Below are 20974 nucleotides of genomic sequence, written 5' to 3'. Positions count from 1 at the left end.
AAGTATCAAGTCATCGAATGTGAACCGGAAGACCGTGAGAGATTTTCCGAAAGTTTCCATGTGTTCCACAATCCCAACGCGCGCCACCCGGTCTCAGTGGGAACTTTTGAAGGATGTGTCGAGCATCGCCTTCTGGAGACGGGCCGGACGTTGACCATCTGGAAGGGACGCAGCATCTTCGCTTCAAGAACGGTCATTATTCAAGGCACAGGATAAGGACTGGAACATCGAGCGCTCGGTCACATACGGCCACCGTGCTTCATCACAGTCCACTGCCAGGACCAGCAGCACCGGAGACAATCTCATGAGAGGCTCCTGGATCTCCTGGACTCCTTGGTCGAGGCCGGGGCGATCGACATCGACAGGAAGACCGACGAGTGGGCAAGCCAGTGATCTGCCTCGGGGCGATGACCTCGTGATGACTCCCGGTTCGTGTCCGACGCTGTCGGCATCCCGAAAGGGTCAGGTCAGTCCCGCCGTACTGGCAGGTCGCACCGCGTTGGGACCGAAGCGGGCTCGAGCTCTATCAGCTGCGGCCTCAATCCGGCGTGTCTTGTCGTCGCTGGTACCGAAGGTGAGCTGTCGAGTGGCCGAGTCCGCGTCGAACAGACCGTCCGCCCGCAGGGTGATGCCTCGGACCCTGGCTCGCTGCAAGCCGAGGATGGCGAACAACGCGTAGGTGGCGAGGCGCAGTTGTGGGCTGTGTGCGGTGGGCTCCGGCAAGGTGCGGTTGCGTGTGGTCGTCGAATGATCGGCGTATCTGACGGTCAGGCTCAGGGATCGGCAGACCTGCTGTTCGCTGCGGAGTTGGGCGCCGAGGCGTTCGACCAGGTGTGACAGGACACGGCGCTGCTGATCGGGGTTGAGTTCGTCTCGCCCGAAACGGTGCTCTGCGCAGAGGGAACGAGCCGGGGCGCCTGGGATGACACGGGTGGGGTCAATACCTGCCGCCCGCTGGTGTAGCTGCCGCCCGGCGGCCGTGCCCAGGATGCGTTGAAGTGTGGACAGCGGGGTGACCGCGATCGTGTCGAGGGTGGCCAGGCCGTAGGAGGCCAAGGTACGTACCGTCGCCGGCCCCACTCCTGGCAGGGCAGCGACAGGCAGGCCTGCGAGGAAAGCGGCGATGTCCTGAGGAGTGTCGGGGATGGTGCGAATCGCGCCGGGTGCTCCACGGTTGGCGGCCAGTTGAGCGAGCAGCGGGTTGGGGGCGACGCCGATCGTGCAGTCGGCGTCGAAGCCCGCGGCAGCACGCATGCGGATCAGGGCCGCCAGCCCCGTGGCGTCGCGGTCAAAGTACCGCGTGCTCCCCGACACGTCAGCGAATGCCGCGTCGGGTGGCAGTCCCTGCACGACCGGGGTGATCTCGCCGAGCATTCCCAATAGATGACGAAACGTTTCTTCGTTGCATGGTCCGAAGTGGATGTAGAGGATCATCGTGGTCACCCGGCGCTTCCGGGGCTGGAGTGATGGAAGGTTCTTCCGTTGATGGCCGGGGCACCGGGGGGCTTCAGGTCGGCCCAGGGGTGCAGTTCGTAGCCGGTGGGCTGGGTAATGGTCCGGCGTGCGGCGGTTGGAGCAGCAGCGGCTGCCGGACGGGCGAGGCGGTCGGCGACGGCGGTTGGGCCTTTGTCGCGATACAGGTCGATGAGTTCGGCCAGATCCCAGGCGGCGGTGCCGGTGATGCTGAAGGCACGCGGCGGGCGCCGGGCCACTGTCCCGCGCACCAGCAACAGGCTGCTGTGGAAGACCGTGTGGGCGCAGCGTGCGTGACTGTCCTCGAAAAACGCCAGGTCGGACAGGCCGCTGGGATCGTCGAGGGTGGCGAAGATGACGCGCTTGCCGGAGCGGATCGGTGGGGTCTGGGTGGCGACCTTGATGCCGGCGACCAGGACAGGGGCGCCATGCCGCAGGTGCGGCAGGTCGGCGGCGGGAGTCGCGCCGATGTCGGCCAGCAGGGATCGGTGATCTTCCAGCAGGTGCCGGGAGATGTCCATGCCGAGTACGTCGAGTTCCGCGGCGATTTGTTCGGAGGCGCTCATGACCGGCAGCCCCGCCGTAGTGCTGCCGTCCCCCGACGTGTCGATGTCGTTGTCCATGGGGAGTTGTCCCGAGGTGGAGTCACGCCCTCGGCTGGATCGGTGAAGCTCGGCGATCTGCAGCAGCAACTCGCGCCGGGGGCCGAAGGCGTCCATCGCCCCGACCTGGGCCAGGCGTTCGGCCAGCGGCCGGCTGGGGCGGGCGCGCTGCCAGAAATCGCCCAGTGAGGTGTAGGGCTGCGCGCCGGTGATGCGCTCGACCTCGGCCTCGGTGATGCCACGCACTTGGGACAGACCTACCCGAACTCCCCACTTACCAGACACCAGTTCGATTGTGTGTGCGGACTGGGAATGGTTGATGTCGGGCAGCAGGAGGGGCACCCCGTGCCTGCGAGCGTCCGCGGCCAGGACTCGCTTGTGGTACATCCCCGGGTCATGGGTGAGCAGTCCGGCCAGCAAAGCCGCCATCCGATGGGCCTTGAGCCAGCTGGACTGGTAGGCCGGCTGCGCGAATGCCGCTGCATGCGCCTTCGCGAAGCCGAAACTTCCGAAGCTTTCCAGGATCTCCCACACCTCCCGGATGACCTGCGCCTGGTAGCCGCGAACGCGGGCCTCAGCGGCGAACCAGGCCCGCATACGGCCACGTCGGTCCGGTTCGGACAGCGCTCGGCGGGCCTCGTCGGCCATTCCGCGGTCGCAACCGGTCATGGTCGTCATGATCGCGATGACCTGTTCGTGGAAGACCACCTGCCCTTTGGTCTCCTCCAGGATGGGCTTCAGGTGCGGATGTGGATAGCGGGCTTGGGTTCGACCGTCACGGGCCTCGATCATCGGGCTCACCATGTTCGCTGCCACCGGGCCCGGCCGGAACAGGCTGATGTCGATGATCAGATCGAGGAACGACCGTGGCCGCAGATTTCTGACCAGCTCACGTTGGCCTGGGCTTTCGAGCTGGAACGTGCCCAAGGTGTCACCGGATGTGATCAGGTCGTAGGTTGCCGGATCGCCGGGCGGCACCTGTGCCGGGTCGTCCAGGTCGAGGCGCTCGCCGGTGACCCGTTCGATCTCGGCGACCGCGTGGGCGAGTGCCGACTGCATCCGCACTCCGATGATGTCGATCTTCGGGTGGCCGGTGTCCTCGATGTCCTCCTTGTCGAACTGGGCCATGGCGATGTCCTCGACGGTGGTCGGCATCACGGGGGTGCGCGCCAGCAGCCCGGCGTTGGACACCAGGAGCCCGCACGGGTGCATCGCGGCCTCGTGCGGCAGGCCGTCCAGCATCTCCACCAGCTCCCACAACCGGCCGTGATCCTCACCGGCGACTTCTCGGAGCTCTGGCAGTTCGATCAGTGCCGCCCGTGCGTCCCGGGCCCGGATGTGCGGAAACGCCTTGGCGAGCTGCACGGCCCGATCAGGGTCCATGCCCCGCGCCCGCGCCACGTCCTCGATCGCCCCACGCACTCGGTACGTCTTGTACACCGCGAGCGTCGCCACTCTCGCGGCCCCGAATCTCTCGCGTACTGCCTGATAGACCTCGAGCCTCCGAGCAGACTCCACATCCAGGTCGATGTCGGGCAGCGCGGATCGCCGCGCGGACAGGAACCGCTCCATGACCAGGCCGTGCGCCACCGGATCGACCGGGCTGATCCCCAGGAGGTGAGTGACCAGCGAACCGACCCCCGAGCCACGCGCAGCGACCCGGATGCCCAGCTTCTTGGCCTCCGCCGCGACCTCAGCGACGGTCAGGAAGTAGCCGGCGAAGCTGTGCCCGGCGATGATCCGAAGCTCATCCTCCAGCCGGTCCCACCGCGCCACTTCCCGGTGATAGCCGCGGTTCATCATTCCCGCCGCGCACCGTTCGGCCAGTACTCGGTCAGCCGACTCCGCAGTGGCACCCACCAAATCGGGCTCCGGCAGATTCAGCCGCCCCAGTCCGAACGCCTCGCCCGGATCGACCACACAGGCCGCCGCCGTCTCCTCGGTCGCTTTCAACAGCTGCTGCGCCTCAGCGCCACGTCCGCCCATCGCCTCAGCGACCTGCCCGGCTATCCGTTCCATCTCTCCAGCGTCCTTCAGCCATCGCTGCCCGCTGTCCAGCCGTGCCGCATCCCGGGTGTCGATCGGCACCAGCAGACGCGCGGAATCCAGGATGTCAGCGACCTCCCGCTGGTACGGGTCGGCATATCGCACACTGTTGCTGAGAACGGCCTCCACCTGCTGCTCGGCGGCGAAGCCCGCCATCCGCGCGGCCAGCCGCAGCGACCCCGGTCCGGCGCCAGGCCGTCCGTGACAGACCACCTCCAGCCGCAGTGCCTCCCCGAACCGCTCCCGCCATGGCTCCAGCAGCAGCGCCGCTCGGTCCGGCCGCCCCGACGCCAGCGCGCGGCCCACCTCGGAACCCGCCCCGAGCAGCACGAACAACCCCTCGCTCCCGCTCGTCAGGTCCTCCCAGGAGATCCCCTCAGCCGACGCAGTCGATACCAGCCGGCACAGTTCGGCCCAGCCCGATGCGGACCGAGCCAGGAACACCGCCCGGAAGGGGGCCTCCGTCACGAAGGCACCACCCTTGGCCGGAGTGCGCTGCCGCTCCGTCCCAGACAACCGGGATCCCGGCGCACCGGGAACCGCCAGATCAGTGCCGAACAGCGGTCGTACTCCAGCTCGCTCGCACGCCTTCGCAAAGCGCACGGCGCCGGCAAGGGAGTCCCTGTCGGTCAGCGCCAGAGCATCCAGTCCGCGTTCCGCCGCCCGCTCCGCAAGCGCCTGCGGATGGCTGGCCCCGTAGCGCAGCGAGTAGCCGCTGGCGACGTGAAGGTGCGTAAACGACATACACACCTCCTGGTACCCACAAGCCCCCCTTCGCCTGTCCCATCCCGCGAGGTCCTCACCATAACCCAAGGGTCGCACGTTCGTTCGATAGGCGCATGCGGAAGGACCTCACAGCTTGCGTCACACGCATTTGCTGATGACCTTGCCCGGCCCTGAAGGTGCCTGGCTGCCGTTCACGCCTGGACGCGGTGGTGGACAGCCGCGCGCAAGGTGAGGCGTTCCAGCGTGAACAAGATCGCCTGGCTACGGTCAACTGCTCCACGCCATGCACGGCCGAAGAAGGCAAGATGGAAGCATGCAAGATCCTCAGGCCGGGAGTGCGTCACCTGCTCGACAACTGCCTGATCGACTTCGCGCGGTAGGGCCGGGCTGGCACCCTCTGCTCCTGCAACTGCAACTCCTGACACATGACCCGGGTTACGGATCGACAATCTGAAGGAAAAGCTCGGCGGTGTGCGGATCCGCGTCACCACCACCTCGGCTACCGCGCGCACCGCTGTGAGTAGCGGCGCGAGTTCTGGGGTCTGGCACAAGTTCCGTGAGCCGGCCACGCAGCGTCCCGCGAGGAGAACGCGTTTCCGTAGGAGCGGAAGCCCGCGCGGCCGAACATCTGCCGCTTGAGCATCTTGATCCGGTTGACTACCCCTTCGACCGGGCCGGAGTTCCAGTCGGTGGTCAGCCCGACCGTCACCGCGTCGAAGTCGCTGTACAGGCCGGTGGCGAAGCTGCTGGTGCCGGGCAGGTCGGCGTCGCCGGCTTCGGTGATCCACTCGGGCAGGCGGTCGCCGCTGAGCGTGGTGAGCATCTCCGCGAACGAGCTGGTCAGCTCTGCGGCGGAGGGAGTTCCGGGCAGTGGTCGAGCACGGTCTTGCGGTGCAGTTTCTCCTCCTCGGTCAGGGTGGCGGGGTGCCGGGTGAGCCAGCCGGTCACCTGCCGCACGGACGGCGGTGGCGGGGCGGGTGTGAAGCCTTCTCGCCGGGGCAGGTCGCGCCGGGCCCAGTCGTGGACGGTGGAGTAGGCGCCGCGGAAGCCGCGTGCGGAGATCTCGCGGCGGAGTTCGAGAATCGCCACCCGGCCCTCGGTCTCGGCCCAGCGTCGTTCGAGGTAGGGCTTGAAACGGTCGAGTTTGCTGGGGCGTTGGCGCTTGTGGCCCTTTGACCATCTCCTGCCGGCGGGCGGCGCGGGCGTACCGCTGGACAGTGTGGCGTCCCCAGCCCAGATGATGGGCTGCACCTACTCGTCCTGGAGGTTCAGCCAGTGCATCGCGTCCAGGGCGATGCCGACATTGGTGCCGTGCCGGTCCAGAGTGACGGGCAGGCGTTCTTCGGCGCGGCGAATGCGTTGCAGGATGGTGTTTCGGTGGGTGAACAGCAGCTCTGCTGTCCGGGATGCGTTGTACCGCTGGTGGATAAACATTCGCAGCGTGTCACGTAGGTCCTGTGGGCCTGTGGCCAACGGGCCGAGAGTCGCGTAGATGAATTCGCGTAGCCGGGCTTCATCTCGGGCCAGCAATATGACGGCGGCGACGTCGTCATAGAAGGCGACCCGGTGCGCGTTGTTGCTCTGCACCAGCCGTTGGGTCTCCACCGCGCGGTCGTGGGTGCGTCGGAATCCGTCCACTCCCTCGTCCAATGAACCGATCGCAAGCCTGACGTCGCGGTGCGGGGCTAGAGCGGTCTCGAGCGCCTCGGCCGAAACTGGGATTCCGGGCGTCAGCCACAGCCACAGCGACGAAGCGCTGGCATGAACGAGCAGCCGGCTTCTGGACTCCGCGATCCGGCTGAGCTCGCTCGCCACCTGCACGAGTGCCGCGCGATCGGCGAACTGTGGTGGCGCCCAGAGGATTACCCCCAAATGTCTGGCTGAAAGCGAGTATCCGAGACTCTGATCAGCACCGGTCACAGGAACCGGTGCTCCACCCAGGATGAGATTGACCAGCTCGAGGCGTCTTACGTGCTCGTCGCCCGACAGAGCTGCGCGCTCCTGCTCCAGAATGTCGATCACGGCAGTGACTGTGCGGTCGACCCAGAGCGACAGTGAGCGCGAGGCCCGGTCAAGCGCGGGCTGCAGGACGGCGGTTTCATCGCACAGTGAAAATGCGATCCGCATCAAGATGGACCACATCGCCTGTTGAGCGGCGTAGTTGGAAGCGCGGAAGGTGTCCTCCTCACCCCAGCGATACCCGTCGCGCGAGATGTTGACGATCTGGCTTGTCAGGAGGGGCTCCACGTCCCGCCACGGGTCCTCGTACATCGAGCGTGCCCAATGATGGGAGTAGGCCCGGGTCGCCTCACCGATCGCCTCAGAAATGGAGGGGTCCGATCCGAAGCGGGCATCGATTGCGTTGACAAGTGCGTCCTGGATCGGACCCAAGACGGAGGGATCGGCCAGGAATTCCTTGCACATGGTGCGTAGCAACTTTTCGGAGTCGCCCCGCAAACCGGCGCCATGCATAGCGCGCACACTACCCCTCCTCCCTGTGCCCTGCGACTGTGCACTATGCACTGGTCTCTCGGGTAGTGCTGTGCACTCCAACATTGAGTGGCGCCTGTCACAGGTCGACCATGAGTGCGTCGGTGCACTCGGCCGGCCCCGCGATCGGACAAAGGCGAACGACGATGGGAGAGTCAGGTGACTCGTGTGCTGGGGCCCCGGGCTGAAGCGCGATTCAGGTCCGGTGATGGCGAGCGTGAAGCAACGATCTTCCGTCCCGCCGCTTCCGACGATCGAGGGGCCCCACCGATCGTTTTGCTCGCGCACGGAATCTCTGGGGTCAAGAGCCACCCGCGAGTCGAGATCCCCGCGCTGCTCTCCCTCTACCAGGCCGGCCGGTTGAACCTCGACGAGCTGATCACCAACAAGTACCGGTTCGAAGACATCGATCAGGAGTACCAGGACATGAAAGAAGGCAAGAACATTCGCGGCATGATGATCCACACGGACGCCGACCGTTGAGCGCCCCGGCCGACACCCGCACCCCCGCAGGCGGCCAGGTGCTGGACCGGACGTCCCTGTACATCGACGGTGAGTGGGTGGCCTCGGCAGGGACCGACCGGATCGAGGTGCTGAACCCGGCCACCGAGGAAGTGATCGCCCAGGTCGCGGCCGGGACACCGGCGGACGTGGATCGCGCGGTGGCCGCTGCGCGCCGGGCGCTGCCGGCCTGGTCTGCCCGGCCGCCAGGCGAGCGGGCGGACTACCTGGAGAAAGCCCATGAGGCGCTGGTGGCCCGGACCGACGAGATCGCGGCGCTGATCTCCCGAGACATGGGGATGCCGCTGCAGGACGCCGCATCCATACAGGTCGGCCTGCCTGCCTTCAACCTGGCGAACTTCGCCCGGCTGGCCCGGAGCTTCCCGTTCGACGGCCCCGAGGTCGGCAACTCCCTGATCGTGCGGGAACCGATCGGTGTGGTCGGCTGCATCACCCCCTGGAACTTCCCGCTGCATCAGATCGTGCTGAAGGTGGCGGCTGCGCTCGCGGCCGGCTGCACGGTGGTGGTCAAGCCCACCGAGGTGGCTCCGCTGGCGGGTCATGCGCTGGCCTCGATCTTCGACGACGTCGGCCTACCGGCCGGGGTCTTCAACCTGCTCAGCGGGTTCGGCGCGGTGGTCGGCGAGGCGCTGGCGGCGCATCCCGGGGTCGACATGGTGTCGTTCACCGGCTCCACCCGGGCCGGGAAGCAGGTCGCGGTGGTGGCGGCCGAGACGGTCAAGCGGGTCGCTCTGGAGCTCGGCGGGAAGTCGGCCAACGTGCTGCTCGACGATGCCGACTTCGAGCGGGCGGTAGCCGACGGCCTGGCCAAGTGTTACGTCAATTCCGGTCAGACCTGCTCGGCGCTGACCCGGATGCTGGTGCCGGTCGGCCGGCTGGCCGAGGCGGAGCAGATCGCCGCCCGGGTGGCCGGCGAGTACCAGCACGGCGATCCGTCCGACCCGGGGACCCGGCTGGGGCCGCTGGTCAGCTCGGTCCAGCTGGAGCGAGTCCGGTCGTACATCCAGAAGGGTATCGACGAGGGCGCAACCCTGGTCGTCGGCGGGGTGGAGAGCGGGCGCGACCCTGCCGACCTGGGCCGGGGGTACTACGTGCCGGCCACCGTGTTCTCCGGCGTCACCCCGGAGATGACGATCGCCCGTGAGGAGATCTTCGGCCCGGTCCTGTCGATCATGCCGTACCAGGATGAGGACGACGCCGTCCGGATCGCCAACGACACCGAGTACGGCCTGGCCGGCGGGGTCTGGTCGGCCGATCCGGAACGCGCGCTGCGGGTGGCCCGGCGCCTGCGGGCCGGTCAGATCGAGGTGAACGGGGGCGCGTTCAACCCGGGCGCGCCGTTCGGCGGGTACAAGCAGTCCGGCGTCGGCCGCGAGGGCGGCGCCCAGGGACTGGAGGAGTTTCTGGAGACCAAGGCGATCCAGCGCTGATGCGTGACGAAATCACCAGACCCGATCAGGAACCCGAGGAGGACACGTGACCACCAGGGAAAAACCGCGCAAGTGGATCAACGCCGAGATCGAGGCGCTCGACCCGGACGTCGACCATGCCCGGATCTGGCAGCTCGGCAACGCCTACCGGACCAGCCCGATGATCCTCAACATGGCGGTGTGCCAGGGCTTCCTGCGGCTCGTCGGGCCGGGCAGCGGCGCACGCACACTCGTCCGCGGCGGCAAGGGCAAGGTCGTCCTGCACCAGCAGCGTCGTATAGAGGGCACCATGCACGCGGTGTGGACCTGGTACCTCGGCGAGGGTGCGCACGACCCGAGCGTGCGTGAGTCCGTCGAACGGGTCAACCGGCAGCACGACGCCTGGGCGGGGAAGTACCCCGACGCGATCCTGGACGTACGCCAGTACACGTACACGATCTGCATCCTCGCCGCCGAGCCGCACCGGGTAATGCAGCGGCTCGGTCTGCCCGGCTTCAGCGCCAAGGAGCAGCGGGCCGCCTACCGGCACTGGTCGCAGATCGCCGGGCTGTTCCGTATCGGTTCGGACCAGGGCGTCCCGTTGCCGGCGGACTTCGACGGGATGCTCGCCTTCCTCTCCGACTTCGAGCGCAACGACTACTCGACCGCTCCGGAGAGCAACGTCGTCGCCGAGGCGATGCTGCAGCAGTTCTGCGACCGCTGGTTCCCCCGCCCGTTGCACGGGCTCGGTCGTGCCCTCGTGCTGTCCCTTGCCACCCCGGACCTGCTCGCCGTCCACGGGCTCAAGGGCCCGCGACCGCTCGTGGTCCGGACCCTGCGGCGGACACTGCGCACGCTCATCACCGTCCAGGTCCGGTGGGCGCCCGACCCGGTCGAGGTGGCGCCGATCCGCGCCGCGTTCGCCGAGCCCCGCCCGGAGACCCCGATGGGCGGCCGGCTGAAGGCCGCTCTGTCCGGCATGAGGGGAGAACGGCCCGTGCCGGACGGGTCGACGAGTACGGACGTCTGACGTGTCGGCCGGGACCGGTACACGGTCGTCGGGATCCTCGCCCCGTCCGCACCGGCTCCCGAACTCGACCCCGCGGCGGTCGTCAGCCGGTTACCGTCCCCCGCCGGGCGGTCGCGGTCGGCGTCTCCTCGACCCTTGTGAGGGCCACTGCCGGCCTGAACCCGGCAGTCCGTGCTGCCCGGATCGCTCCGACCGAGGCGCCGGCGACGCCGTCAGCCGCCACCGCGCGGCCCGCCGCCTCACCCACCGGTTCGTTGCGAAGGCTCACGGCGTGCCGACGTCACCGTTCACCACTCGGGTGGCATCCGTGATCGTGCTGACCTCATGCCGACGGATCTTCCGCAGCAGCCGGACCAGGGTGCCGCGCTCGCGGGCGGTCAGGGCTCGGGCCCACTCGGCCTCGCGGGCGTTGTTGCGTGCGAAGAGCTCACCGACCACGTCGTGTCCGTAGTCGGTGAGCTGGATGGTGACGGACCGGCCGTCCTTGTCCGACCTGCTGCGCTGGATGAGTCCCTTGCGTTCCAGGGTGTTGAGCACCGCCGAAACGCTGGCCTGGGAGACATTGGTCAGCCGGGCGAGCTGCAGCGGGGTCAGTTCGCCGACCGTCTTGACCGCGAACAGGGCACGAAAGCTCGCCCAGGTGAGGCCGGCCGGGCGCTGGACGCTGACCTCGAAGTCCTGCTGGAGCCGTTCAGCCGCTCTTACCAGTCCGAAGATCATGAGCATGGCGTCGATGTCCGCGTCCGGCGCGAAGGATCGGATGGCCTCGGCGGCCTGGGCGTCGGCGTCGGCCGGATCGCCGGGGATCGGGAGCTGGGACTGGCTCGACCGCATGAAGGGACTCTGTCCTCACGATAGGAGAAGTTACTGAGAGGTCTCAGAATATCGCCGGCTCGCCGCACATCCTGCCCGGTTACGACGCGGTGGCCCCCGCGTCCACGGGCAGGGCGGTCCCGGTCACGAAGGACGACGCGTCGGAGCAGAGCCAGAGCACGGCATCGGCGATCTCCTCCGGTTCGGCGAACCGCTTGATCGCCTGGGGGGCTACGGCCTGCGCCTGGAGTTCGGGCGGCAGAGCGGCGATCATGTCGGTGCGGACCGCCGCCGGGCAGACCGCGTTGACCCGGATGTTGCGGTCCGCGCACTCGATGGCGGCGGTCTTGGTCAGACCGATTACGGCATGCTTGCTCGCGGAGTAGGCGGCGCCCTGCGGAAGGCCGATGAGCCCGGCGAGCGACGCGGTGTTGACGATCGCACCGCCACCCGACGCGGCCATGAGGGGGATCTGCGCCCGCAGACCGTGCCAGACCCCTTTCAGGTTCACGGCGAGGCAACGGTCGAAGGCCGCCTCGTCGGTGTCGGTGACGCTGCCCTGCACGGCGATACCCGCGTTGTTGTGCGCGAAGTCCAGCCGCCCGTACGTCTCTGCCACGGTCGCCGCGAGTGCGGTGCACTCGTCGGCCTGGGTGACGTCGCACGCGACGAACAGTGCCCGTCCGCCGGCCTGCTCGACCAGCTGCACGGTCTCCAGTCCGGCGGCGCGTCGGCTGCCCAGATCGGCGACGACGACCGCTGCCCCGGCGCGTCCGAATGCCACGGCGGCGGCTCGTCCGATGCCGCCTGCCGCGCCGGTGACCAGCCCGGCCTTGCCCTTCATTGTGATCTCCATGCCTCCGAGACTAGCTCGATGTCTTAGTAATTCACACCCGCTCAATACCTAGACCTCTAATTAATTGGTTGCTACGTTGAGGCCGCTTCAGAGTGAGAGGAGCGCACCGTGCGCCTCATTCCGGCCGCCGTGCCGCGACTGGACGTCCTGAACGTCCCGCGCGAGGCAGAGCGCCAGCTCGGCCTCGCGACCGATCCCCGTCAACGGGCGATCCTGACCAACTTCCGCCGCCACGCCATGCTGGAGGTGTCCGGCCGGTGGCCGGAGATCCTCGACCCGGATCTGACCGTGCCCCACCCCGTCTACCGCATCGCCGAAGGCGACAACACCGCCGTCTTCGACGGCCATGACGCCGTCGCCGGCTTCTACCGCACGATGACCGACGCCGGACTGAACGTGCTCGTCCCACTCACCGAGCGCATCGCGGTCGCGGACTGGGGACTGGCCATCGAGTCACTGCTGGGGCAGATCGTCCCGGGTGCGCTGATGAAGCCCGCGATGGGCGAGGACGTCGACGACCTCGACGCCCACTACCTCGTCACCCACAAAGTGGCCAATGTCTGGCCCTATGACGAGGCCGTCAAGCTGCTCGGCGAACACGTCTACATCGACCGCGCCTCACGCGAGGTCCACCGCATGGATCCAGCGGACGTCGTCACGCCGCAGCAGGCCGCTGACCTGCTGGCACCGTTGCTCGACCCACCTATTGACGTGGGTGTGACCCCGGCGTAGCTTCCAGAAATCGGTTAGATCTCTCAGTATTTTTCGGCATCCGCGGGTCCGAGCCGGCCCGCATGTACGGGAGGCCCGACGTGCCTTTCCAGCCACCTTCCCACACCACCGTCCGCCCGCTCCCCGACTCCGCCGCCAACGCCTTCGTCGCGGCGCTCGGCACGGACGCGGTCCTCACCGCCCCCGAAACCGTCGACGACTTCCGGGACCCCTTCTCCCACCCGGGCTGGAGCGACCACACCGCGGCCGCCGTCGTCATGCCGGCCACCGTCGAAGAGGTCCAGGCGGTCGTCCGCATCGCCGGCGAGCACCGCGTCCCGCTGTGGACCTTCTCCCAGGGCCGAAACAACGCCTACGGCGGACCCGCCCCCCGCGTCCCCGGATCGGTGCAGGTCAGCCTGCGCCGCATGAACCGTGTCCTCGAAGTGAACGAGGAACTGGCCTACGCGGTCGTCGAGCCCGGTGTGCGCTTCTTCGACCTGTACGACCACCTGCGGGCCGACGGTCACAAGGTCTGGTCCTCCGCCCCCGACCTCGGCTGGGGCAGCGTCATCGGCAACGCCCTCGACCACGGGATCGGCTACACCGTCGACGGCGACCACGCCGCCCGGCTGTGCGGCCTGGAGGTCGTCCTGCCCGACGGGAGTCTGCTGCGCACCGGCATGGGCGCGATGTCCGGCAACCGTGCCTGGCACGCCTACCCCCGTGGCTTCGGTCCCACGGCCGACGGTCTGTTCAAGCAGTCCGGACTCTCCATCGTCACCCGGGCGGGAGTGTGGTTGATGCCCGAGCCTGAGTGCTATCTCTCCGGCGGCGTCCAGGTGCCCCGCAAGGAGGACCTGCCCGTCCTCATCGACGCGCTTCGCCCCCTCCTGCTGGACCGCACCCTCCAGAACCACCCCGCCATCGGCCATCCGCTCTTTATCGCCTCCGTCATGGACGGCGCACCCACCCGTGCCGAGGTGTACGACGGTCCCGGCCCCGTACCCGAGGACGCGGTTCTCCGGCTCGCCCGACGGATGGGCCTCGGCCGCTGGAACATGCGCTTCGCGCTGTACGGCACCGAGGGCATCGTCGACGCCCGCCTCGCCCGGATCAGGAAGGCACTGTCGGTCATCCCCGGCGTCCACGTCGTCGGCGAGAAGTTCGCCGGACACGCCGTACACGACACCGCCCGAGATCAGAACGCCCAGGTCCAGGCGGGCATCCCCAGCCTGGACCTGATGCGGGCACTGTCCTGGTACAGCGGCGAGGGAGGCGGCCATCTCGACTTCTCCACCGTCTCACCCCTGCGCGGGGAGGACGTCGTACGGGTGCATGCCCTGCTGGACGACCAGCTGAGCGGCAGCGGGCTGGACTACGACCCCGCCATGATCCTGGGCCAGCGGCACATCACCAACGTCGCCCAGCTCTACTTCAACCCCTGCGACGAGAAGCAGACCGGCGACGCCTACCGGCTCTACCCCGAACTGGTCCGCGCCCTCGCCGGGGCCGGCTACGGCGTCTACCGCACGCACGTCGACTTCATGGACGCCGTCGCCGACACCTTCGACTTCGGCGATCACGCGCTGCGCCGCTTCAACGAGCGACTCAAGGACGCGCTCGACCCACACGGCATTCTCTCCCCCGGCAAGCAGGGCGTCTGGCCTTCCGGACTGCGCCACCTGCGCGACGTGTCGCCCAGCCGCTGACCCGCTTCCGCCCGCGTGCCCTCTCTCCCTTCCCCTTCGCCCCAGTCGACCACCGTGAGCAACGGAGCCCATTGTGAAGACCAACGGCAATCGCCCGCACAGATCCACGAGCACCCGCGTGCTCACCGTCGCCGCCTGCGCACCCCTCCTGGCCCTGCTGGCCACCGGCTGCGCCTCCACCGGCACCGGCGCCCCCGCGGCCTCCTCCGCGAAGCCGTCCAAGGCCTCCAAGTGCGGCCTCGGCAACGGCAAGACGGCCACCGGGCCGGCCATCAAGCTCGGTGCCATCGTCTCCGACACCCCCGGGCTGAGCTTCACCGACGTCACCGACATGGCGAACGCGTACTTCTCCTGCGTCAACGCCAACGGCGGCATCAACGGCCGCCCCGTGAAACTCGTCGTGGAAAAGGACGCGCTCGACCCGCAGTTGACCGCGTCCCTGGCGACCAAGCTGATCGACACCGAGAAGATCGTCGGTTTCACCGCCAGCAGCAGCGTCCTGGACTGCTCGGTCAACGCCAAGACCTACGAGAAGAAGGCCGTCTACGGCATCGACGCGGGCCTGTCCCTCGACTGCTTCAACTCCCCCGCCATCGCGCCGGTCAACGTCGGCGCAAGTTACAGCGCGCTGGCCACTGCCCAGTACCTGCTCGACAAGGGCGCCAAGAAACTGGTCGTCTTCACCAGCAACACACCCGACTCCAACGCCGTCAACTCCAGCATCCAGGCGCTCGCCAAGAAGGCCGGCGTCCCGGTCACCGCCTGGGTGGAGAACGTCCCGATCGCCGACGCCAACGGGCTCGCGCTCAAGGCCGCCCAGGCCGCGGGCGCCGGCGGCGGTGTCGTGGCGAACCTCAACGCGGGTGAGGCGCTGAAAGTGTTCAAGGCCATCGAGCAGCAGGGCCTGATCGACCAGGCCCTATGGGGCTGCCCGGCGGGCTGCAACGACCAGTCCATGCTCCAGCAGTTGGGCAGCGCCTGGGACGGCAAGCTGGGTGTCAACGCCGAGGTGAACCTGGCCGGCTCGCCCGGTCCGGACAACCAGCTCTATCTCCAGCTGCGTCAGAAGTACGCCCCGAAGACCCAGCTCGGAAACTTCGGCCAGCTCGGCTTCACCGCCGCACGGATCGCCGTCCAGGCGCTGCTGAGCATCAAGTCCGGCGACTACACCACCGCCACCGTGGGCGCGGCGTTCAAGGGTGTCAAGGACTACCGGTCCGACCTGTACTGCAAGCCCTGGTACTTCGGCACCCAGGCGTTCCACACCGCCAACAACACCACCCGGACCATCACTCCGAAGAGCGGTCAGTGGGCGCAGACCCAGGACTGCTCGGAGATGCCCGCCCTCCCGAACAACAAATTCGCCGAGATCCGCGCATACGAGAAGCAGATCGGTCTCGGCTGACCGCCGACTGTCCGATCGGAACAGGATGTCTCCCATGCCGAGCCTTCTGCCCTTCCTCGTTCTCGGACTGGCTCTCGGTGGTGTGTTCTCGCTCTCCGGCGTCGGCATCGTGGTCCTGTACCGCACCACCGGAGTGCTGTATCTGGCGGGCGGAGCGGTCGGCGCCGTCGGTGCCTTCACCGCCTGCTCCTTGGCCACCACCGCGGGCCTGGCCGTCTGGCCCGCGGCCACACTCGGTGTAACGCTGTCGGCGGCGATCACCCTGCTGTACGGCCTGCTCCTCGGTCCCCGGCTCGCCCAGCGCGAACCGCTGGTCAAGGCCGCGGCCACGCTCGGTCTGACGCTCGTCCTGCTGGGCACCATGTCCTGGATCTGGGGCGCGCAGACCTACTCCCTCTCCCTGCCCACGACCGCCTGGGGCATCGTCCTCGGCACCGTCCACGTCAACGGCACCCAGCTGATCAGCCTGGCGCTCGGCCTGCTGCTCACCGCCGTCACCGCGCTGTTCCTGGACCGCACGGCGCTGGGCACGGCGATGCGCGCGCTGGCCGACGACCGGGAGAGCAGCGCGCTGCTGGGCGTACCGGTACGCCGGGTGGAGGCGGCCGCCTGGCTGGGTTCCGGCGTCGTGTTCGGCGTGGCGGGGATCGTGCTGTCCAACCTGGTCGGCCTCGACATCACCGGGCTGACGTTCCTGATCATCTCCGGGCTGGCCGCCGCCCTGGTCGGACGGCTGGAGTCGCTGTGGACCACGCTGGCTGCCGGCCTCGTCATCGGGGTCGCCCAGTCCCTGCTCACTTCTGTGGCGAGCCTGTCCTCCTACCGGTCCATGACGCCGTTCCTGGTGGCGATAGCGGTCGTGCTGGTCATGGCCGTCCGCCGCCCGTCACAGACAAGGGTCTGACGAATGAACGTCCTCGAAGACGCGCACCGCGCCACCGCACCGGACCATGCGCGGCACCCGACGGCGGCCATCGGGCACAGGCTGCGGCAGCCCCTGTCGGCGGCGGTCTGGCCGGCCGGTGTGGCGGCGGCCGCGCTCCTGCTGCCGCTGTTCACCAGCGCGTACTGGATCCAGGTCCTCACCGCCGCGGCGGTGTTCTCGGTCGCGGCCCTGGGTCTGAGCGTGCTGTACGGGCGGGTCGGGCTGATCTCACTGGGCCAGATCGCGATGCTCGCGGCCGGCGGCTGGACCGCGGAACGGCTGGGCCAGACCGGCGCGTTGCCGTTCTGGCTGGTACTGCTGGCCACCGGTGTGGTGACCGGCCTGATCGGAATCTTCATCGGGCTGCCTGCCCTGCGGCTGTCCGGCCTGTACCTGGCCCTGATCACCCTCATGCTGGCCGCCGCGGTCACCATCGTGCTGACCAACATCAACTTCCCCAACGGCGGACCCGGCTTCCTCGGCTACGACCCCGTGAAATCCGGCACCGTGCCGCTGGCCCGGCCCGCCGTCGCCGCCGGCGACACCGCGTACTTCCGCTACACGGTCGTGGTCTGTGCCCTGATGTTCCTGCTGGCCATCGCCCATACCCGGGGCAGGCCGGGCAGGGCCTGGGCGGCGATCCGGCAGAGCGAGCACGCGGCGGTGGCCGCCGGGATCAACGTCACCCTGTACAAGCTGTGGGCCTTCGCCCTGGCGTGCTTCATGACCGGTGTGGCCGGGGCCCTCCTGGCAGCCAGCGCGGGCGGGCTGACGGTCTACCAGTTCCCCCCGCAGGAGTCGATCACTCTGCTGGCCGCCCTGCTGATGGCGGGCATGTACCACTTCGCCGGAGCCGTCGTGGCAGGGCTGCTGCTGAAGGCGATGCCCGCCCTGCTCGACACCTGGGGGGTCAGCGGCAACGTCCTGCTGATCGTCTTCGGGGTGGGCCTCGTGCAGACACTGGTCACCTCGCCGGAGGGCATCGTCGGCCAGCTGAGCCGGGACCTGGCCCGGCTGGGTGCCCGGGTCCGGGTACGGAGGACCACGTCATGATCGAGATCAGGGAGCTGACCGTACGCTTCGGCGGCGTCACCCCCATCCAGGCCGTGGATCTGACGCTGCCCGGCGGCGCCTGCGGCCTGATCGGCCCCAACGGCGCCGGCAAGACCACCTTCTTCAACGTACTCAGCGGCTTCGTCACCCCGGCGACCGGCCGCGTCCTGGCATTCGGTGACGACCTGCTGGCCCTGCCGGGCCACCGCCGGGCCCGCTGGGGGCTGCGCCGCACCTTCCAGACCGAGCAGGCGATCGAGCAGCTGTCGGTGTACGACAACGTGGCCATGGTCCACGAGCACACCGGTGGCCACCGCCGCGACCGCCACCGCGACGTGCTCACCGCCCTGGAGTTCGTCGGCCTTTCCGTCAGCCCCACGGCCCCGGTCGGCGCCCTGGGCGCGGGAGAACGACGGCTGGTCGAGCTCGCCCGTGCGGTCGTCGGCCGCCCCCGCGTGGTCCTGCTCGACGAGCCCGCCGCGGGGCTGCCGGACGAGGAGACGGGCCGGATCGGTGCCGTGATCCGCCGCATCCCGGCGGAGCTGGACGCCATGACCGTACTGGTCGACCACGACATGAGCCTGGTGTCTGCCTGCTGCGACGTCACCGCCGTGCTCGACTTCGGCCGGATCGTCGCCGCCGGTCCCACCCAGGAGGTCCTGCGCGACGAGCATGTCGTGCGGGCCTACCTCGGTACCGAGGAGATCGCATGACCGTCACCACCGCGCCCGCGCTGCACGTCGAAGAGCTCCGTGTCGTGCGCGGAAGCCGGACCGTGCTGCACGACGTACGTCTCGACATCCCCGCCGGAGAGGTCACCGCTCTCCTCGGTCCCAACGGCGCGGGCAAGTCCACCCTGGTCCTCGCGCTCGGCGGCATCCTGCGCCCCACCGGCGGGCGCCTCCTGCTCGGCGAGCGCGAGCTGACGGGACGCCGGCCCGAGAAGGTGCGGGCGGCCGGGGTGGCAGTCGTACCCGAAGGACGGCGGCTGCTGCCCAGCCTGACCGTCCGTGACAACCTGCACGCCGCGGTCTACGCCCTCGGCCGAGAGGCCCGCCGGACCGGAGTCGAGTACGCGCTGGAGCTCTTCCCCGAGCTGAGGCAACGCTGGCACACCCCCGCCCGTGCCCTGTCCGGCGGGCAGCAGCAGATGGTCGTCCTGGCCCAGGCACTCGCCTCCCGGCCGTCCTTGCTGGTCGTGGACGAGCTGTCGCTGGGCCTGGCGCCGGTCGTGGTGAAGCGTCTGATGCCGGTCCTGGCCGACGTCGCCGCCGCCGGCACGGCCGTCCTGCTCATCGAGCAGTTCGCACACGTCGCCCTCGCCCTGGCCACCACCGCCCACATCCTGGAGGGCGGCCGCATCCGCTTCAGCGGCACGGCACAGGAGCTCAAGGACAACCCCGAGAAGCTGAGCGCCGCGTACCTGCTGCGCACGAACGCCGAGGACTCCCCGTCATGACCCGACCGCCCCTCTCCGCCGACGCTCTGGCCGCTCTCTCCGCCGCCCTCGGCCCGGAGCATGTCCTGCACCGCCCCGAGGACCTGCTGCCGTACCGCGATCCCTACGCCCACGCCTCCTGGCAGGAGCACATCCCCTCCGCTGTCGTCTCGCCCGCCACCGTCGAGGAGGTCCAGGCCGTCGTCCGGATCGCCGGCGAACACAGCCTGCCGCTGTGGACGTTCTCCCAGGGCCGCAACAACGGATACGGCGGTCCGGCCCCGGCCACCACCGGCTCGGTCTCGGTCAGCCTGCGCCGCATGAACCGCATCCTCGAACTGGACGAAGACCTCGCGTACTGCGTGGTCGAGCCCGGTGTGCGCTTCTTCGACCTCTTCGAGGAGATCCGGCGGCGCGGCCTCGCCCTGTGGCCCTCCATCCCCGACCTCGGCTGGGGCAGCGTCATCGGCAACTGCCTCGATCACGGCGTCGGCTTCACCCCGCTCGGCGACCACCCCGGCCGCCAGAGCGGCATGGAGGTCGTCCTCGCCGACGGCTCCCTGCTGCGTACCGGCATGGGCGCCATGGAGGGCAACCCGTCCTGGCCCGTGCGCAAGCCCGGCTTCGGTCCGTCGGCCGACGGGATGTTCATGCAGTCCAACTACGGCGTCGTCACCAAGATGGGCTGCTGGCTCGTACCGCAGCCCGAGGTGTACATGTCCTGCGACGTGCGGGTCGATCGCGAGGAGGACATCGTCGCCCTCGTCGACACCGTCCGCCCGCTGCTCCTGGACCGCACCATCCCCAACTACCCCATCGCGTACAACACGATGCTCGTCGGCGGCGCGCTCAGCGGTGTCCCCCGCGAGTACTGGTACCGGGGAGAGGGCGCGCTTCCGGAGGAGGCCATCGACCGTATAGCCCGCGAGACGGACACGGGCCGCTGGTACATGCGCTTCGCCCTGTACGGCCACGCGGAAATCGTGGAGCAGCAGTACGAGATCTGCCGCCGCGCCTTCGAGGCCATCCCCGGCGCCCGCCTCACCGCTCGCGCATACGACGGCGCCACCGCCGTCGACCGGCTCACGGCGCCCGTCGAACCGGTCCCGGACGGGCCGGCCGCCGCCCTGCCGCGCATCCGGCACCAGTCCGACACCACCCAGGCCGGCGTCCCCACGCTCGACCTGCTGGACAACCTCAGCTGGGACGAACACGGCGTGGGCGGCCACCTCGACTATTCCCCCGTCGCCCCGCTCACCGGCGAGGAGGCGCTGGAGCAGAACCGCTGGCTGCGCTCCGCCCTCGCGGCCGAAGGCCTGGACTACGCCACCTCCCTGATGCTCACCCCGCGCGCCTTCGTCAACATCACCTCGTTGTGGTTCAACACGGCCGACGCCGCGCAGACCCGGCACGCGTACGACGTCATCGGCCGGCTCATCCCGGAAGGCGCCCGCCGCGGCTACGGCGTCTACCGCACACACCTGCGCCACATGGACGCCGTCGCCGGCACCTTCGACTTCGGCGGCCACGCCCAGCGCCGCTTCAACGAAACCGTCAAGGACTGCCTCGACCCGCAGGGCATCTTCTCGCCCGGCAAGCAGGGGATCAGGGCGCGGGCGCTGCGCTGACAGCACATACGTGAGTCGGGGGGGGGGGGGGAGGGGGGAGGGGGGGGGGGGGGGGGGGGGGGAGGGGGGGGGGGAGGGGGGGGGAGAGGGGGGGGGAGGGGGGGGGGGGGGTGGGGGGGGCCTTGGGTGGGGGCG

Annotated in this window: 19 protein-coding genes; 12 read left to right on the top strand and 7 right to left on the bottom strand. The window is 69.0% G+C overall.

Going from position 1 to position 20974, the window contains the following annotated elements:
* Positions 1–462 precede the first annotated feature (462 nt).
* Positions 463–1434, bottom strand: a complete 972-nt coding sequence (locus ACZ6D7_RS37520; RefSeq protein WP_469500721.1) for a DNA polymerase Y family protein — start codon at positions 1432–1434, stop codon at positions 463–465.
* A 5-nt stretch (positions 1435–1439) separates the two neighbouring features.
* Positions 1440–4865 (bottom strand): DNA polymerase III subunit alpha, encoded by a 3426-nt coding sequence (locus ACZ6D7_RS37515; RefSeq protein ID WP_469500719.1) that lies wholly within the window; start codon positions 4863–4865, stop codon positions 1440–1442.
* 191 nt (positions 4866–5056) lie between these two features.
* Here ACZ6D7_RS37515 and ACZ6D7_RS37510 point away from each other — a divergent pair, with 191 nt between their 5' ends.
* Positions 5057–5227, top strand: a complete 171-nt coding sequence (locus ACZ6D7_RS37510; RefSeq protein WP_469500737.1) for a hypothetical protein — start codon at positions 5057–5059, stop codon at positions 5225–5227.
* Positions 5228–5346: 119 nt separating this feature from the next.
* On the opposite strand, the gene ACZ6D7_RS37505 is transcribed toward ACZ6D7_RS37510, so the two are convergent.
* The 3 genes from ACZ6D7_RS37505 to ACZ6D7_RS37495 are packed head-to-tail and all read right to left on the bottom strand — an operon-like array spanning position 5347 to position 7271.
* Positions 5347–5670 (bottom strand): transposase, encoded by a 324-nt coding sequence (locus tag ACZ6D7_RS37505; RefSeq protein WP_469500735.1) that lies wholly within the window; start codon positions 5668–5670, stop codon positions 5347–5349.
* A 17-nt stretch (positions 5671–5687) separates the two neighbouring features.
* The gene (locus ACZ6D7_RS37500) at positions 5688–6098 is read right to left on the bottom strand and encodes a hypothetical protein (RefSeq protein ID WP_469500717.1); all 411 of its coding nucleotides are present in this window, start codon (positions 6096–6098) and stop codon (positions 5688–5690) included.
* Positions 6099–7271 (bottom strand): PucR family transcriptional regulator, encoded by a 1173-nt coding sequence (locus ACZ6D7_RS37495; RefSeq protein WP_469500715.1) that lies wholly within the window; start codon positions 7269–7271, stop codon positions 6099–6101.
* A 225-nt stretch (positions 7272–7496) separates the two neighbouring features.
* Here ACZ6D7_RS37495 and ACZ6D7_RS37490 point away from each other — a divergent pair, with 225 nt between their 5' ends.
* The 3 genes from ACZ6D7_RS37490 to ACZ6D7_RS37480 are packed head-to-tail and all read left to right on the top strand — an operon-like array spanning position 7497 to position 10298.
* Positions 7497–7820 (top strand): hypothetical protein, encoded by a 324-nt coding sequence (locus ACZ6D7_RS37490; protein ID WP_469500714.1) that lies wholly within the window; start codon positions 7497–7499, stop codon positions 7818–7820.
* A 38-nt stretch (positions 7821–7858) separates the two neighbouring features.
* The gene (locus ACZ6D7_RS37485; RefSeq protein WP_469500733.1) at positions 7859–9289 is read left to right on the top strand and encodes an aldehyde dehydrogenase family protein; all 1431 of its coding nucleotides are present in this window, start codon (positions 7859–7861) and stop codon (positions 9287–9289) included.
* A gap of 46 nt (positions 9290–9335) precedes the next feature.
* A complete protein-coding gene (locus ACZ6D7_RS37480) occupies positions 9336–10298 on the top strand; it encodes an oxygenase MpaB family protein (protein ID WP_469500712.1) in 963 nt (320 codons plus the stop codon).
* Positions 10299–10562: 264 nt separating this feature from the next.
* On the opposite strand, the gene ACZ6D7_RS37475 is transcribed toward ACZ6D7_RS37480, so the two are convergent.
* Positions 10563–11132, bottom strand: coding sequence for a MarR family winged helix-turn-helix transcriptional regulator (locus tag ACZ6D7_RS37475; RefSeq protein ID WP_469500710.1), 570 nt, complete (start codon positions 11130–11132; stop codon positions 10563–10565).
* Between the two features lie 79 nt (positions 11133–11211).
* Entirely contained in the window at positions 11212–11967 is a 756-nt protein-coding gene (locus ACZ6D7_RS37470) for an SDR family oxidoreductase (protein ID WP_469500708.1), read from the bottom strand.
* 108 nt (positions 11968–12075) lie between these two features.
* Between ACZ6D7_RS37470 and ACZ6D7_RS37465 the strand changes: the two genes are divergently transcribed.
* The 8 genes from ACZ6D7_RS37465 (at position 12076) to ACZ6D7_RS37430 (ending at position 20839) form a co-directional block, all read left to right on the top strand.
* Positions 12076–12699, top strand: a complete 624-nt coding sequence (locus ACZ6D7_RS37465) for a hypothetical protein (RefSeq protein ID WP_469500707.1) — start codon at positions 12076–12078, stop codon at positions 12697–12699.
* Between the two features lie 80 nt (positions 12700–12779).
* Entirely contained in the window at positions 12780–14390 is a 1611-nt protein-coding gene (locus ACZ6D7_RS37460) for an FAD-binding oxidoreductase (RefSeq protein ID WP_469500705.1), read from the top strand.
* Positions 14391–14463: 73 nt separating this feature from the next.
* A complete protein-coding gene (locus tag ACZ6D7_RS37455; protein WP_469500703.1) occupies positions 14464–15795 on the top strand; it encodes an ABC transporter substrate-binding protein in 1332 nt (443 codons plus the stop codon).
* Between the two features lie 34 nt (positions 15796–15829).
* On the top strand, positions 15830–16699 hold the full coding sequence (locus ACZ6D7_RS37450; protein WP_469500702.1) for a branched-chain amino acid ABC transporter permease: 870 nt from the start codon (positions 15830–15832) through the stop codon (positions 16697–16699).
* 3 nt (positions 16700–16702) lie between these two features.
* Positions 16703–17773: a branched-chain amino acid ABC transporter permease gene (locus ACZ6D7_RS37445; RefSeq protein ID WP_469500700.1), complete on the top strand. Its 1071-nt coding sequence runs from the start codon at positions 16703–16705 to the stop codon at positions 17771–17773.
* On the top strand, positions 17770–18486 hold the full coding sequence (locus tag ACZ6D7_RS37440; RefSeq protein ID WP_469500698.1) for an ABC transporter ATP-binding protein: 717 nt from the start codon (positions 17770–17772) through the stop codon (positions 18484–18486). The genes ACZ6D7_RS37445 and ACZ6D7_RS37440 overlap by 4 nt, the downstream gene beginning before the upstream one ends.
* The gene (locus ACZ6D7_RS37435; RefSeq protein ID WP_469500696.1) at positions 18483–19232 is read left to right on the top strand and encodes an ABC transporter ATP-binding protein; all 750 of its coding nucleotides are present in this window, start codon (positions 18483–18485) and stop codon (positions 19230–19232) included. The genes ACZ6D7_RS37440 and ACZ6D7_RS37435 overlap by 4 nt, the downstream gene beginning before the upstream one ends.
* On the top strand, positions 19229–20839 hold the full coding sequence (locus ACZ6D7_RS37430) for an FAD-binding oxidoreductase (protein ID WP_469500694.1): 1611 nt from the start codon (positions 19229–19231) through the stop codon (positions 20837–20839). Before ACZ6D7_RS37435 ends, ACZ6D7_RS37430 begins: the two co-directional genes overlap by 4 nt.
* Positions 20840–20974 lie beyond the last annotated feature (135 nt).

It is taken from the genome of Streptomyces sp. NPDC041784 (assembly GCF_055591025.1).
This window is presented reverse-complemented; position numbering and strand designations above follow the sequence as displayed.

Bases quoted from the DNA above. Each gene is read 5' to 3' on its own strand.
- ACZ6D7_RS37520 (WP_469500721.1), bottom strand. From the start codon at position 1,434: ATGATCCTCTACATCCACTTCGGACCATGCAACGAAGAAACGTTTCGT.
- ACZ6D7_RS37515 (WP_469500719.1), bottom strand. From the start codon at position 4,865: ATGTCGTTTACGCACCTTCACGTCGCCAGCGGCTACTCGCTGCGCTAC.
- ACZ6D7_RS37505 (WP_469500735.1), bottom strand. From the start codon at position 5,670: ATGCTCACCACGCTCAGCGGCGACCGCCTGCCCGAGTGGATCACCGAA.
- ACZ6D7_RS37495 (WP_469500715.1), bottom strand. From the start codon at position 7,271: ATGTGCAAGGAATTCCTGGCCGATCCCTCCGTCTTGGGTCCGATCCAG.
- ACZ6D7_RS37475 (WP_469500710.1), bottom strand. From the start codon at position 11,132: ATGCGGTCGAGCCAGTCCCAGCTCCCGATCCCCGGCGATCCGGCCGAC.
- ACZ6D7_RS37470 (WP_469500708.1), bottom strand. From the start codon at position 11,967: ATGGAGATCACAATGAAGGGCAAGGCCGGGCTGGTCACCGGCGCGGCA.
- ACZ6D7_RS37450 (WP_469500702.1), top strand. From the start codon at position 15,830: ATGCCGAGCCTTCTGCCCTTCCTCGTTCTCGGACTGGCTCTCGGTGGT.
- ACZ6D7_RS37445 (WP_469500700.1), top strand. From the start codon at position 16,703: ATGAACGTCCTCGAAGACGCGCACCGCGCCACCGCACCGGACCATGCG.
- ACZ6D7_RS37440 (WP_469500698.1), top strand. From the start codon at position 17,770: ATGATCGAGATCAGGGAGCTGACCGTACGCTTCGGCGGCGTCACCCCC.
- ACZ6D7_RS37435 (WP_469500696.1), top strand. From the start codon at position 18,483: ATGACCGTCACCACCGCGCCCGCGCTGCACGTCGAAGAGCTCCGTGTC.
- ACZ6D7_RS37430 (WP_469500694.1), top strand. From the start codon at position 19,229: ATGACCCGACCGCCCCTCTCCGCCGACGCTCTGGCCGCTCTCTCCGCC.